At 49.8% G+C, this 13,188-nt stretch carries 13 protein-coding genes; 12 read left to right on the forward strand and 1 reads right to left on the reverse strand.

Translation table 11 applies throughout. From position 1 onward, the window contains the following. Positions 1-5: 5 nt before the first annotated feature. Together AB1L17_RS17790 and AB1L17_RS17795 are read left to right on the forward strand one after the other, a co-directional pair. Positions 6-1,388 (forward strand): aminotransferase-like domain-containing protein, encoded by a 1,383-nt coding sequence (locus AB1L17_RS17790; protein ID WP_412845886.1) that lies wholly within the window; start codon positions 6-8, stop codon positions 1,386-1,388. Between the two features lie 47 nt (positions 1,389-1,435). Next, positions 1,436-1,816, forward strand: coding sequence for a VOC family protein (locus AB1L17_RS17795; protein WP_412845885.1), 381 nt, complete (start codon positions 1,436-1,438; stop codon positions 1,814-1,816). A 519-nt stretch (positions 1,817-2,335) separates the two neighbouring features. Here the strand turns inward: AB1L17_RS17795 and AB1L17_RS17800 are convergent. Further along, on the reverse strand, positions 2,336-2,707 hold the full coding sequence (locus AB1L17_RS17800; protein WP_412845884.1) for a hypothetical protein: 372 nt from the start codon (positions 2,705-2,707) through the stop codon (positions 2,336-2,338). Between the two features lie 122 nt (positions 2,708-2,829). On the opposite strand from AB1L17_RS17800, the gene AB1L17_RS17805 reads away from it, so the two are divergent. The 10 genes from AB1L17_RS17805 (at position 2,830) to AB1L17_RS17850 (ending at position 13,173) form a co-directional block, all read left to right on the forward strand. Continuing rightward, positions 2,830-3,504 carry a TetR/AcrR family transcriptional regulator gene (locus tag AB1L17_RS17805; RefSeq protein WP_412845883.1) on the forward strand — a complete coding sequence of 225 codons (675 nt, stop codon included), beginning with the start codon at positions 2,830-2,832 and terminating at the stop codon, positions 3,502-3,504. Then, on the forward strand, positions 3,497-4,438 hold the full coding sequence (locus tag AB1L17_RS17810; RefSeq protein ID WP_412845882.1) for a phosphotransferase family protein: 942 nt from the start codon (positions 3,497-3,499) through the stop codon (positions 4,436-4,438). Before AB1L17_RS17805 ends, AB1L17_RS17810 begins: the two co-directional genes overlap by 8 nt. A 168-nt stretch (positions 4,439-4,606) precedes the next feature. Continuing rightward, positions 4,607-6,355: an ABC transporter substrate-binding protein gene (locus AB1L17_RS17815; protein WP_412845881.1), complete on the forward strand. Its 1,749-nt coding sequence runs from the start codon at positions 4,607-4,609 to the stop codon at positions 6,353-6,355. 87 nt (positions 6,356-6,442) lie between these two features. Next, positions 6,443-7,399: an ABC transporter permease gene (locus tag AB1L17_RS17820; protein WP_412845880.1), complete on the forward strand. Its 957-nt coding sequence runs from the start codon at positions 6,443-6,445 to the stop codon at positions 7,397-7,399. 11 nt (positions 7,400-7,410) lie between these two features. Further along, complete coding sequence (opp4C, locus tag AB1L17_RS17825; RefSeq protein ID WP_412845879.1) at positions 7,411-8,337, forward strand: oligopeptide ABC transporter permease; 927 nt, start codon at positions 7,411-7,413, stop codon at positions 8,335-8,337. Positions 8,338-8,648: 311 nt separating this feature from the next. Then, on the forward strand, positions 8,649-9,635 hold the full coding sequence (locus tag AB1L17_RS17830; protein ID WP_412845878.1) for an ABC transporter ATP-binding protein: 987 nt from the start codon (positions 8,649-8,651) through the stop codon (positions 9,633-9,635). Beyond that, positions 9,625-10,590: an ABC transporter ATP-binding protein gene (locus AB1L17_RS17835; protein ID WP_412845877.1), complete on the forward strand. Its 966-nt coding sequence runs from the start codon at positions 9,625-9,627 to the stop codon at positions 10,588-10,590. The genes AB1L17_RS17830 and AB1L17_RS17835 overlap by 11 nt, the downstream gene beginning before the upstream one ends. Positions 10,591-10,791: 201 nt before the next feature. Continuing rightward, positions 10,792-10,986, forward strand: a complete 195-nt coding sequence (locus AB1L17_RS17840; protein ID WP_412845876.1) for a YezD family protein — start codon at positions 10,792-10,794, stop codon at positions 10,984-10,986. Positions 10,987-11,024: 38 nt separating this feature from the next. Then, the gene (locus tag AB1L17_RS17845) at positions 11,025-11,306 is read left to right on the forward strand and encodes a DUF2325 domain-containing protein (protein ID WP_412845875.1); all 282 of its coding nucleotides are present in this window, start codon (positions 11,025-11,027) and stop codon (positions 11,304-11,306) included. A gap of 223 nt (positions 11,307-11,529) precedes the next feature. Then, positions 11,530-13,173, forward strand: a complete 1,644-nt coding sequence (locus AB1L17_RS17850) for a peptide ABC transporter substrate-binding protein (RefSeq protein WP_412845874.1) — start codon at positions 11,530-11,532, stop codon at positions 13,171-13,173. The last annotated feature ends 15 nt before the right edge of the window (positions 13,174-13,188 follow it).

The raw sequence follows: 13,188 nt of genomic DNA on the forward strand, positions 1-13,188 counted from the left end.
ACGGGATGAAGAATAAATACGATGTGGTGAAAAACAGCATCAAGGAGCAGCTTATCGCCAATACGATCAAGCCAGGGGAGAAGCTGCCGTCGATTCGCACAATATCAGAACGTTGGTCTTGTAGTATGAATACAGCGATACGGGCGTATCAAGAGCTGGAGAAAGAGCACTGGATCTATTCTGTTCCCAAAAGCGGTTATTACGCCGTACTTCGCCCTCTTCAAAAAGCAAATGCTTCTTTGGAGCGGATTGATTTTACGGCAGTCAGTCCTGATCCGGAGGTCTTGCCCTTCAAGGATTTTCAGCATTGCTTAAACCGCGCGATTGAATTATACGAAGATCAGCTATTTTCTTACTCAGACCCCCAAGGCTTCTTTTCCTTGCGCCGGTCATTGGAGAGCCACCTCGCACATTCACAGGTATTTGCTCCTCCTTCCCAGATTTGCGTTGTTTCCGGTGCACAGCAAGCGCTGTATCTCCTCGCCTCTATGCCGTTTCCGAACGGGAAAAGTGCGGTGCTGGTAGAACAGCCTACATACCATGGGATGCTGCGCTCACTTGAAATGCTGGGAGTTACGGTTCTCGGTATACAGCGGACTACGACAGGTATCGATATGGATGAGCTGGAGCGGCATTTCCGCAACAACCAGATCAAGTTTTTCTACACGGTTCCCCGCTTTCACAATCCATTGGGGATGAGCTATACAACGGAGCAAAAAAAGCAAATCGCCAAGCTGGCCCAGCGCTACGACGTGTTTATCGTCGAGGATGACTATCTGGCGGATATGGAAACCAGTCTGAAAGCAGACCCGATCTACAGCTACGATCAATCAGGTCGTGTGTTGTATGTGAAGAGCTTTTCCAAGATCATGCTACCTGGACTTCGGTTGGCCACAGTTGTCCTGCCTCCTTCCTTAATGGAGACATTCCGACTGTTTAAAGCATCGTGTGACTCCAGTACGGCAGTATTGTCGCAGGCAGCGCTGGAGCTGTATTTGAATTGCGGAATGTACGACCATCACGCTGCACTTGTTCGCGAGCGTTATCACCAGCGCATGAAGACATTGGAGGATTGCTGTCGGCGTTATCTCCCACCACAGCTTCATGCACAGATCGGAACAGGAGGGATATTCTCGAGGATTCTCCTTCCAGAGGAGCTGGACGCCCATGACATCATCGCAGCGCTGCACCAGCAAAACGTGCGAGTCCTCTCAACGAACCAGAGCTATTTGCCTACCTTCCCTCGTGAAAATGGGCTGCGAATCAGCATCATCCAGACAGACGCTGCCAAGATTGAGAGAGGAATCGCTCTGTTAGCGGAAACGGCAACAGCGCTTTTGCAAAAGCAAAGAAGAGAGGGACAGTGGCGGATTATTGATTGGACATAAGGAAAAGAATAGGAAGACGCTATCTTCACGAAAAGGAGTGACTGTCAATGCAAGCGATCACGACGTTTTTTATGTTCCATGGAAAAGCGGAAGAAGCGATGAAGTTTTACACGTCTATTTTTGATCGATCAGAAATCAAACAAGTCATGCATCATGAGGATGGACAAGTTTTACACGCCATTTTTACGTTAAAAGGCCAAACCTTCATGTGCATCGACAATACGAACGGTGACTATCATGCTTTTACTCCGGCAATATCGTTGTTTGTCGATTGCGACACGGAGGAAGAGGTTGATCGGGTTTTTGAGCAGCTTTCCTCTGATGGACAAGTACTCATGCCGCTTGGACAACTGCCATTCAGTGAAAAGTTCGGGTGGGTTCAAGATCGATACGGGATATCGTGGCAGATTAATTTACCGAAAAGATGATTGATATTTCAAAAGCCGGTACACCTCTTGGTACCGGCTAACTTTTTGCCTTTTTTATCGTTGCTGTAGTGGGGGGAAGAAGCGAATTTCCAGTCTACGCTTCGGCCTACGCCCCGCGAGGGGTATCACTGTCCGCTTCGGAATAAATGGCGGGAGCGCTTCAAACGTAGAAGTTTCGGGGAGGTTAATCATAAGTGAAGCTGAAATTCCCCGCCATTTATTCCGAAGCTGGGGCGGGCTCCAGAGGCGCTTGGACTGGAAATTCGCTTCTTCTACGCAGCTTTTCGTTAATTCGTTGAAAGTGGATCTAAGAGGATTGTTTTTCAAATGTATTACTATTAATAGCTTCCCTGCGTTAACTTGTAAAACGCCTTAAAAACTCGAAGGAATCCACAGCTGTACGGAAGACCTGTCACATGTTTGGAAGGAGACCGCCCGAACGAAGAGAGGAAAAAGGCGACTGGAAAACATGTGGCAGGACTTCTCCCGACCACAACCGATGGAATAAATCGATTTAGACTACATCGTCATCAACTGACGAAAACTACGACGATAGCTCCACAGCAAATACACTTCCAAAATCGCGACAATCAGTCCCATAGCGAGCATATCGGGATCGACAAACAAGTGGAACGTCAAGATGTTGACAGCAAGGGGAGCAGTAGCGGTTAGAGCCAGTGGGACGAAGCGGTTGGTCAGGAAGAGCAATCCACAGATGATTTCGACCGTTTTGACCAAGACGAGCAAGTACCCTTGCAAAAGCTCCATGGCAGCAGGGCTGGTGGGGAAAATAGGCTCAAACCCAAACAAGACAAAGTAGCCATTCACGCCTGCTCCAAGCAAAATCAAACCAAGGATGATACGGGCGATAACGGGTAATGTCCGTGTCATAAAGCATCACTTCCTTGTGGTGGAATATGGATGATGAGGTCTTCGAGGAAAGTATAACCGCACTTTGACCACCTGGTCAATATGCGTTAAGATAGGGAAAAGAAGAACGTGGAGAGAAGGTGATGGACATAAAAGGAATCTGGCAGGCAGATCCGCTGGAGCCGAACAAGCGAAAGCTGTTGGAAGCAGCACTTATTGAATTTTCCACAAAAGGCTATGAGCGGGGCTCGACTAATCAAATCGTCCATAACGCAGGCGTATCAAAGGGGATGCTGTTCCACTTTTTCGGGAGCAAAAAGGGACTGTTTCTTGCGATTGTAGATGCTTGTATCGAGCATTTTTTTGCGTATATACAGGCGCGAATGGAAGTGGCGCCGCATGACTTTTTTGAGCGATTTCTTCATGTCAATCAAGCGAAGATGGCACTCTTTGCCGAGGAACCTGCTGTTTATCAAATGGCAGTTGCGACCTTTTTCGACTATCCCGAGGAATGTCGGACTGAGATCGAAGACAGAGAAGCGCAGTTCAATGCCCGATATATTCCCTTGTTTCTCGATCAAGTCGATACGACCTTCATCAGAGCACAGTTCGATCACAAAAAGGCGCTGCATTTTATGCTGTCAGCGGTAGAGGCACTGACGCAAAAGTACGTTCGTGAAAACTACGACGCCAGCGATAAAGGCTTCACACATGTAAAATTGTTTTTCACGGAATTAGAAACGTATCTGGAAATGATGAGAGTGGGGCTGTACCAACCGTCTGACAGCGATGCAACAAGGGGGAAAAACGATGGATGAGAAATGGACGCGCCTGGTACATAACATGAACCCGTCAGACAAGCTCCTTCGTGTATGGGAGCTAAAAGGCGGAATCTCCGCGCAAGTCACTGCGTTAGAAATGGAGAGTCCCTGTGGCGCAAAGAAAAAAGTAGTCGTACGCGAGCACGGTCAGGCAGATCTCAAGCGAAATCCGCAGATCGCGTCAGACGAATTCAAACTTTTGCAAATACTAAAATCCGCAGGCTTGCCGACTCCGATGCCCTATCATCTCGAACGATCCGGCGAATTGTTTCCCGCGCCGTGTGTTGTCATCGAATTCATCGAAGGACAGACAGAGGCTCCAGATCACTTGTCCAGCTACCTGCAACAAATAGCGGCGGTGCTGACTCGCATCCATGAAGTGGACACTTGTTTGCTTGCGGGTACTATTTTGCCGAACCAGGAGGAAGCGATAGCCGAAAAGCTGCGCAAAAGACCTGCCAACTTGGACAAATCCTTGGATGAGGGACTCATTCGCGAGGTGTTGGAGTCCGTTTGGCCGCTGCCATCGTCGAATTCAGCCACTCTTTTGCATGGCGATTTCTGGCCGGGAAATACGATGTGGAAGGAAGGTCAGTTGGCTGCTGTCATCGACTGGGAGGATGCTGCGATCGGAGACCCCTTATCTGATCTCGGGAATGCGAGACTGGAGATTCTCTGGGCATTTGGAGTTGGGGCCATGAATGATTTTACGCTTCACTATCAAGCAGCCATGAAGACACTGGATTACACACATCTCCCGTACTGGGATTTGTGTGCGGCACTGCGACCTGCTTCGAATTTGTCTTATTGGGGATTGGAAAAAAGTACAGAGAAAACCATGCGTGAGCGACATTCCCAATTCGCGATGCAAGCGTGCGAAAAGCTGGGCATTCCGTATAAAAGACATGCCACTTACAAGGGCCTCGAATAATCGGGGCTTTTTTCTTTTGGAAAAAATTGTTGACCGATTCGGTGTCGATGCCTATAATCTAATTCATACTAAACAGGTAAGAATTATAAGTATTTCTTTTGTATCCGACCGGACCACCGGAGGAACTGAAGCTTTCACTGACCTACGTGGATATGAAGGAGGATCACCATGAAAAAAAGGCTTTCGCAAATCATCTCAACATTGCTCTTAGGGACTATGTTGGTCACAGGGTGCAGCTCCGAGAGCAGTTCGCCGACTACCTCGACACAAACGGCGACGCCATCGACTGAAACACCAGCACCTGCTGCCAGCAAGGTTCAAGACATAAAGGACGGCATCAATTTGGCTACGGATTTATCCAAGCTGCCGGAAGCAGCCGCCAAAAGAACCGATACGTTTATCGCGGGACTGACGGAGCCCGGTGGCGTGTTTAACCCGTTTTTTTACCACAATGGCTATGATGGTAACGTCTCCTCTGCTATTTTTGAATCGCTGGTGGATGTGGATGCGACAGGAAAGCCAGTGCCCAAGCTCGCGGAAAAATGGGACGTATCACAAGACCAGCTCACGTATACGTTCCACCTGAGACCGAATCTGAAATTCAGTGATGGTTCACCGCTGACAGCAGAGGATGTAGCCTTTACGCTGACGATCCTGCACGACAAGACGTACGATGGCGAAACGGACATTTTCGTAGCAAGCATCAAAGGCGGTCGTGCCTATAAGGAAGGCAAAGCGAGCACGATCGAAGGAATCAAGGTAATTGATCCACAGACGATCCAGATCACGACGGAGAAGGTCAACGCCAAATCGCTCATTCTGCTAGGCGGGCAGGTGCTCTCCAAAGCCTACTACGGCAAGGAATACAAGCCGGGCGATCTGGAGTATCTGCGCACCTTGCACGGCAAGCCACTGGGGGCTGGACCTTACAAGTTCGAGGCGTACATCCCTGGTCAAGAAGTCCGCTATCTCGCAAACGAGCATTATTACGCGGGCAAGCCGCAAGTCGAGCACTTTATCTACAAGACGACAGAGGGCGATGCCTTGCAGTTTATCCAGACAGGCGAAATGGATTACAACTCCTTTACTGTCAACTCGGATAACATTGAGCAGCTGCAAGAGCTGGGGTACGTGAATATCAATTTGTACACATCCAGTGCCTATTCGTACATCAAGTTCAATCATTCCAAGCCATTTTTCAAAGACAAGCGTGTCCGCCAAGCCTTCATCTACGGACTGGATCGCCAAAAGATTCTGGACCTGACCTATCAAGGATACGCGCAAGTTGCCAATGTACCGATCAGCCCTGTTTCGTGGGCGTATACCGAGGATGTCAATCCGTACGCATACAACCCGGAAAAGGCAAAGCAACTGCTGGATGAAGCTGGCTGGAAGCCGGGAGCAGATGGCATCCGCGAAAAAGACGGGCAAAAGCTGATCGTGCATTACTACACAACCAAAGGAAAGCTGGGAGAGGTTCTGATCCCGATTGCCAAAGAGAACTACAAAGAGCTGGGCATCCAGTTTGAAGCGGAAATGATGGACTACAACGCTGTGTTGGCCCGTACGGAAAAAGGCGACCATGATCTCGCTTCGTTCTCGACTACGATGCTAGTCGATCCGGACGACGGTGTAGAGGCCTTCTCGACGAAAAAAGGCAAGAGCGGATTTACCGGAACGAATGGCTATTCCAACGACAAAGTTGACGAATTGCTTGATGCGGGTCTATCCACGCTGGATATGGAGAAACGCAAAGCAATCTACAAAGACCTGTACAAAGAGCTGAGCGATGATCCGCCGTACATCTTCCTCGGCTACCGCAAAATTTTGTCTGCGCATAACGGCAAGATCAAGGGCTTGGAGCCGAATCCGTTCACGGGCATTTCAACTAGCCTGCCTGGTATTAAAATCGAGTAGCCAGACCGAGTAACTGACCTATCGAGAGTTGTGCCCGGCCCTGGGGCTGGGCTTTCTTTTTTCCCCAAGCATGAAAGGAGGCCAACGATGACGTCCTACTTCCTGAAAAGGGTTTTTTACATGGCGTTGACGCTCTTCGGCGCATCCATTTTGATTTTTTTCCTGTACGCCCTAACACCAGGAGATTTCGTTGATACGAGCCCCAAGCTGACAGCCGAACGCAAGCTGGAGCTAAAGGCGATGTACGGTCTGGATAAGCCTGTCGTCGAACGCTATTTCATCTGGATGAAAAACGCCCTCAGTGGCGATTTTGGTTATTCCCTGCAATACCAGCAGCCTGTGATGTCGCTGTTGAACGATTACATTTGGAACTCGTTTTTACTGGCGATTACTTCTACCTTTTTTACATGGCTCATCGCAATCTCGATTGGTGTACTGTCTGCTGCCAGGCAGCATTCCTGGTTCGATGCGCTCGTGACCATCGGCGTTTTTGCCGCGATGTCGTTGCCTGTCTTTTTCGTAGGACTCCTTTTTATCAAATTGTTCGCTGTCGATGCCAAGCTGTTTCCCGCAGGGGGCATGATGACGATCGGCAGCAAGGAAACTGGCCTCGCTTATGCGTGGGACGTGGTCCAGCACATGTTTTTGCCTGTGGCAGTTCTGACGCTGCTAAGTGTGGGGACGCTGACTCGCTATTTTCGAACGAACATGCTGGAGGTTATTCAACAAGACTTCGTGCGTACAGCCCGAGCGAAAGGGCTGAAGGAAAAGGTCGTTCTGCACAAGCACGCCCTGCGCAATGCACTCCTGCCTGCCATCACACTGCTAGGCTTCGAGCTGCCAGCATTGTTCGGTGGGGCGATCATCACGGAAAAAATCTTTAACTGGCCCGGTGTTGGACAGTTGTACATGCAGGCTTTTTCTGTACGGGACTACCCGTTATTGATGGGCTTTACGATGTTCCTGGCGATTCTCACCGTCATCGGGAATTTGTCTGCTGATTTGCTGTACAGAGTGGCTGACCCGCGGGTTCGGCTGAAATAGGAGGGAAAACGATGGCAACAACGGTAAGTGAAGTAGCGGAGGTGACGAGACCAGACCAGGTAGCATCCCGTTCGTCCTTGTGGCACGAGGCGTTTTTGCGACTGAAAAAGAAGCGTCTGGCTATGTTCGGACTCGTGTTTTTACTCGTCATGGCAGCGGTATGCTTCATCGGTCCGTTTTTTTCTCCGTACGCATCCGGCAAGATTAATACGGCGATGATCAACAAGCCGCCAAGCCTTTCGCATTGGCTCGGGACAGACAATCTGGGCAGGGACATTTTGACACGGATGATGCAGGCTGGTCGAATATCCTTGACGGTAGGGATCGCCTCCATGGTGCTTTCAGTTTCGATCGGTGCCCTTCTCGGCGCATTGGCTGGCTTTTACCGCGGGTGGGTCGATCAAGTGATCATGCGAGTAGCGGATGTACTGATGACCATTCCAGGTTTGCCGCTCTTGTTTATTATGGGCGCAGTCCTCTCCGAGTGGAAAATTCCGACTGATTATCGTATCTACATCGTCATGGTCATGCTGAGCCTAATAGGCTGGCCCGGCCTGGCGCGAATGGTCCGAAGTCAGATGCTGACCTTGCGCGAAAGTGAATTCATGCAAGCAGCGGAAGTACTCGGTCTGCGCGACAGACGCAAGCTGTTCTTTCATTTGCTGCCCAATCTGACCCCCCTCTTGATCGTGGTAGCAACCTTAAACGTCGGTGGAGCTATCCTCAGTGAATCCGTATTATCGTACTTCGGACTCGGTGTCGTCCCACCCACGCCCACATGGGGCAACATGATGGATGCGGCGAACACACTGATCGATTTTCAGAAAAGACCGTGGCTATGGGTCCCTCCGGGTATCGCTATTTTCGCTACCGTCATCTCGATCAATCTGTTGGGGGATGGACTGCGAGATGTTTTGGACCCGAAGCAGAAGCGTTGATGGGGGTATTTTAAGTGTTTTTACCATTTTGAATCCACTCACATGAGGATACTGAAGCTGCGCAGGGAGAAGTGATTTCCAGTCCAAGCGCCTCTGGAGCCCATCCCAGCTTCGAAAAAAATGGCGGGGAATTTCAGCTTCACTTATGAAATACTTCACCGAAACTTCTACGTTTGAAGCGCTCCCGCCATTTTTTTCGAAGCGGCCAGTGCTACCCCTTGCGGGGCGTAGGTTGAAGCGTAGACTGGAAATCACTTCTCCCTCTCCACTACAGATACTTTCCATACATCAAAAAGGCAGGTGAGCCAAGCATGAATGCTTTAGTCGAAATCCAAAACTTAAGCACCTACTTCAAGTCCGAACAAGGCGTGGTAAAAGCAGTCGATGCCCTCAATCTGCGTGTGCATGAAGGAGAGACCGTATGCATCGTAGGCGAGTCGGGCTGCGGCAAGAGCGCGGCAGCCATGTCATTGATGGGACTGATTCCCGAGGCAGTTGGCAACATCGTCTCGGGTGAGATATGGTTTGCTGGACGCGATCTGCGAAAAGTGAGCAAGGAAGAAATGCGCAAGCTCCGCGGTAATGAGCTGGCAATGATTTTTCAGGAGCCGATGTCCTCTCTCAATCCGGTGTTGACCATCGGTGAGCAGATCATGGAGCCCATTATCGAGCATCAAGGCCTAAGCAAAAAAACAGCACAAGCAAGAGCCATCGAGCTGATTGAGCTGGTCGGAATCCCGCGGGCAAAAGAAATAGCCAAATCATACCCCCATGAATTGAGCGGAGGCATGCTGCAGCGCATTATGATTGCCATTGCCATCTCTTGTAATCCGCGCCTACTGATTGCGGATGAGCCAACGACTGCTTTGGATGTGACGATTCAGGCGCAAATTCTCGATCTGCTGCGCAAGATCAAGGAGGAAGCTCAGACAGCCATTCTTTTCATCACGCACGATCTCGGTGTCGTTGCGGAGATGGCAGATCATGTCGTCGTGATGTACGCGGGAAAAGTGGTCGAGGTGTCTCCTGTCGTCGAGCTGTTCGAAGCACCAAAGCATCCGTATACACAAGGCTTGCTTCGCTCCAAGCCCGTGCTGAATCAGCGCAAAGCCAAGCTGTATTCAATCCCAGGCCAAGTACCGAATCCGACGACACTCAGAGAATCCTGCTATTTTCATGACCGCTGCGATCAATGCTTGGACATATGCAGGGTGAAGCAGCCCCCTTTGCGCGATGGAGGAGACGGCAGGAAGGTCGCATGCTGGCTGTATGAGGAGGAGATTGCCCGTGGACAGTAATTTGTTGGAAGTGCGCCAACTGAAAAAATACTACCCGATTACGGGAGGGTTTTTGGGCAGGACCATTGGTCATGTCAAAGCGGTCGATGATGTTAGCTTTTCCATCAAAAAAGGCGAGACGTTCGGACTGGTCGGGGAGTCCGGCAGCGGGAAAAGCACGACAGGCCGAACCATCCTGCGCCTTATGGAAAAGACAGCTGGCGAAGTCCGCTTTCAGGGAATCGATGTGCATGCGTTGAATCGACAAGAGCTACGTGCATTGCGCCCGCGGATGCAATATATTTTTCAAGATCCGTACAGCTCGCTGAATCCGCGCGTGCGAATCGGAGAAGCACTGGGGGAAGCACTTCTTGATCACGGCCTGCTCCCGCCTGCGGAGGTAAGGGAAAGAGTCTTGGAGGTCATGGCGTTATGCGGACTGGCACCGTATCATATCGATCGGTATCCGCATGAGTTCTCGGGCGGTCAGCGCCAACGGATCGGGATTGCACGGGCCATTATGCTGAACCCGGATTTCATCGTCGCTGATGAACCGGTATCAGCTCTGGATGTGTCGATCCAAGCCCAGATCATCAATTTATTTGCCCAGCTGCAAGAGCAAAGGCAGCTGACGTACCTGTTTATTTCGCATGATTTGAGTGTGGTGGAGCACTTGTGCACAAGGATCGGCGTCATGTATTTGGGATCATTGGTGGAGCTGGCGCCTCGGGATGAATTGTTTTTGGAGCCACTTCATCCGTACACCAAAGCATTGCTTTCGTCTGTCCCTCTCCCGATACCGAAGAGAAAGCGCGAACGCATCGTTTTGCAGGGAGACATGCCCAGCCCGTCCAATCCGCCGTCAGGTTGTAAATTCCACACGCGCTGCCCGTTTGCGCAAGACATTTGCCGACTGGAAGTGCCCGCTTTTCGCGAGGTTGGCAACGACAGATACGTCGCCTGTCATTTGGCATAAAAGGCGCGAATAGCTGCACGGAGCTTTCGTCTTCCTTTAAAAAATGAGTTGATGATGATGTAAGCAAGAAGAGCCTCTTGATCGTCGAACTGTTTAATATTGACAGTAATGGGGATCAAGAGGTATTATCAGAATATTAAACACACTAAAAAGGTCGGAATAATGTGTATTAAATTTTTCTCGAACAGGAGGGAGAGCCCCATGGCAAAGAAAGAGATTTCCTTGGATGAACTTTTATTAGAGAAAATCGCGCGTGCACTGGACGGTTTGGAATACGGCTCCATACATATTGTGGTTCACGATTCTCAAGTGGTGCAGATTGAACGAACGGAAAAGTACAGAATTCCGACGGATAAGCAAGAGGCAAAGCTCCACCAGGCTCGTACGGAAAAATAATAGATAGAGCTCGCAAAAAATGAGAGGAGGAATTTCATATGGCAGGCGTTCTTGTGGTGGGAGGAGATCGGGTAGCAGAAATCGAGAGCTTGTTGCAGAACAAAGGGTTTCAGAATGTATATCACGTATCTGGACGCAAAAAATCCGATGTGAAAGCGACGATTCCTTCTGATACAGAGCTCGTTCTTGTCTTTATTAACTTCGTCAGTCACAGCCTGAGCAAAAATATGAAGAAGCTGGCCAAGCAAAAGCATGTCCCGATCGTTTTCTGCCGGAGGTCATGTGATGCAGTTTCCATGTATGAGCCAGCCATCAGCTAGAGGATACAGCCCCAATATGCGCGGATGAATAGAAGTATTCAATCATGAATACTTCTGTTTTGCGTGACAGAGACTAACGGTAGAAGCTTGTCGGATCAACTCGGGTAAAAGTATTCAACGCTGAATAAAATCAGGAAAAGAACAGCCGAAAATACGAATGGCACAAAATTTGCAGAATATTTATTCAATAATCGGTTATCCGACTCAAACAGGGGGGTACAGCATGAAAAGACCAGTTGTCATTACAAGTCTCTTCGTTTTGCTTACGGGACTATTTGCAGGCTGTAGCAGCGGAAACACGCCAACACAATCGGCTCCAGACACTCAGCAGCAACCAGCACCAGCACAGCAGGCTCCTGCACAGCCGGCTGCAGCCCAGGTTTTGCACATGAACGCCGCCGAGCCTGAAACACTCGACTCGGGTATGTCCAACGATGTCATTTCCGGTGCTTTCATTCGTTCGCTGTACGACGGGCTCGTTCGATTGGACAAGGATGGCAAGCCAGTTAATTCCGTTGCATCGGACATTCAAGTATCTGAGGACAAAAAAGTGTACACCTTTACATTGCGCGACAGCAAGTGGAGCAATGGGGACACGGTTACGGCTCAAGACTTCGCTTTTGCCTGGATGCGCGTGCTCGATCCGAAGACAGCTAGTGGCTCTGCCTACAAGTACTATCCGATCAAAAATGCCCGCGCATTTTACGAAGGGAAGGCGAAGGCAGAGGATGTCGGAATCAAGGTCGTCGATGCCAAGACTTTGCAAGTCACCTTGGAAAACCCTACCCCTTACTTCCTGACACTTGCGACCTTCTACTATCCTGTCCATCAAAAGGTGGTAGAGGCCAATCCGGATTGGGCGAAAAAGCCGGAGTCGATCGTGACCAACGGACCGTTCAAGCTGGTGAATTGGGAGCATAAAAACAAGATCGAGCTGGCCAAAAACGAGCACTATTGGGAAAAAGACGTCGTGAAGTTTAACGAAATCGAGTTTTCCATGATTGAAGACACGAATACCGAGCTGGAGCTGTTCAATAGCGGCGAGCTGGATTGGGCTGGTGGTCCGATTAGCGGTCTGCCTGCGGATGCAATCGGACCATTGCGCGACGAAGGCAAGCTGCAAACGATGCAACGTGCCACCAACTACTATCTCTTATTCCAGACGGAGAAGCCGCCATTTACGAATAGCAAAATCCGCAAAGCGTTTGCCTATGCGATCAACCGCAATGACATCGCAGAAAACATCGGTCAAGCAGGACAGACTCCGCTGATGGGCTTCGTGCCACTTTCCGCCTCTCTGAAGCCAGAGGGATATTTCAAGGATAATGACGTGGAGACGGCGAAACAGTTATTGGCAGAAGGAATGAAGGAAATGGGCATCACCCAGCTGCCCGAAATTACCTATCTCTACAACACCTCCGACCTCAACAAGAAGATTGCCGAAGCACTGCAAGCCCAATGGAAACAAGCATTGGGTGTAGACGTCAAGCTGATCAACAAAGAATTAAAGGTAATGTTCGATGATCAGGAGCAAGGGAAGTACATGATTTCTCGAACAGGCTGGACGGGAGATTACAACGATTCCGTCAACTTCCTGGAGCTGATGATGGAGAAGTACAGCTCCAACAACTCTACCTTCTGGTTTAGCGAGAAATACGTGGATCTGGTGAAAAAGGCGTACGCCGAGCCAGATGAGGCGAAGCGCAATCAGTATTTGATCGAAGCAGAGAGCATCCTGATGGAAGAAATGCCGGTAACAGGTGTGTACTCCAGCGTCAATTCATGGGTACAAAATGAAAAGGTAAAGGGCATCACGGTCGATCCGTTGGGCTACATCGACTTCAAGTGGGGATACAAAGAAAAATAGCGCATAATGAGAGGG

Source organism: Brevibacillus jepli, assembly GCF_047229145.1.
Classification (GTDB): Bacteria; Bacillota; Bacilli; order Brevibacillales; family Brevibacillaceae; genus Brevibacillus.

Coding starts and splice junctions, on each gene's coding strand:
- opp4C (WP_412845879.1), top strand. CDS start 7,411: ATGGCAACAACGGTAAGTGAAGTAGCGGAGGTGACGAGACCAGACCAG.
- AB1L17_RS17795 (WP_412845885.1), top strand. CDS start 1,436: ATGCAAGCGATCACGACGTTTTTTATGTTCCATGGAAAAGCGGAAGAA.
- AB1L17_RS17815 (WP_412845881.1), top strand. CDS start 4,607: ATGAAAAAAAGGCTTTCGCAAATCATCTCAACATTGCTCTTAGGGACT.
- AB1L17_RS17805 (WP_412845883.1), top strand. CDS start 2,830: ATGGACATAAAAGGAATCTGGCAGGCAGATCCGCTGGAGCCGAACAAG.
- AB1L17_RS17800 (WP_412845884.1), bottom strand. CDS start 2,707: ATGACACGGACATTACCCGTTATCGCCCGTATCATCCTTGGTTTGATT.
- AB1L17_RS17810 (WP_412845882.1), top strand. CDS start 3,497: ATGGATGAGAAATGGACGCGCCTGGTACATAACATGAACCCGTCAGAC.
- AB1L17_RS17850 (WP_412845874.1), top strand. CDS start 11,530: ATGAAAAGACCAGTTGTCATTACAAGTCTCTTCGTTTTGCTTACGGGA.
- AB1L17_RS17830 (WP_412845878.1), top strand. CDS start 8,649: ATGAATGCTTTAGTCGAAATCCAAAACTTAAGCACCTACTTCAAGTCC.
- AB1L17_RS17790 (WP_412845886.1), top strand. CDS start 6: ATGAAGAATAAATACGATGTGGTGAAAAACAGCATCAAGGAGCAGCTT.
- AB1L17_RS17840 (WP_412845876.1), top strand. CDS start 10,792: ATGGCAAAGAAAGAGATTTCCTTGGATGAACTTTTATTAGAGAAAATC.
- AB1L17_RS17820 (WP_412845880.1), top strand. CDS start 6,443: ATGACGTCCTACTTCCTGAAAAGGGTTTTTTACATGGCGTTGACGCTC.
- AB1L17_RS17845 (WP_412845875.1), top strand. CDS start 11,025: ATGGCAGGCGTTCTTGTGGTGGGAGGAGATCGGGTAGCAGAAATCGAG.